The organism is Carnobacterium sp., assembly GCF_032094055.1.
Lineage (GTDB): Bacteria > Bacillota > Bacilli > Lactobacillales > Carnobacteriaceae > Carnobacterium_A.
On the sequence record NZ_DAMDAK010000045.1, the window covers coordinates 9,620 to 10,050 of the forward strand.

Consider the following 431-nt stretch of genomic DNA (forward strand, 5'->3'; position numbering starts at 1 on the left):
TAGCTAAGTTGCTTGTGATGATCATCGGCAGCATTTCTGGTGTGAGGCCGACTGCTACTGCGATTGAGAAGAAGAACGCTTCCCCCCAATCGCCTTTTGAAATTCCATTGATCAAAAATACAATGGGCACCATAACCAGCATAAAGTTAATCAATAATTTACTGACATTTTTTACTCCACGGTCGAAACTCGTTTCTCCTCTAGATTTAGAAGATTTAGCAGCAATGTCTCCAAAGAAAGTATCTTCTCCAGTTTTTAATACGACTACTTTTCCTTGTCCACTCAAAACATCTGTACCCATAAAAGCTAAGTTGTGAAGGTCCAAAGCCGTCATATTCGCATCTTTTTTCTCATTCTCGATATGAACAAATTTTTCAATCGGCATTGATTCACCTGTTAATGACGATTGATTGACGAATAAGTCTTTGGCC

At 39.0% G+C, this 431-nt stretch carries 1 pseudogene; it reads right to left on the reverse strand.

The window, feature by feature from the left end:
- A pseudogene (locus RT405_RS08155) lies at positions 1 to 431 on the reverse strand (magnesium-translocating P-type ATPase); the annotation flags it as partial.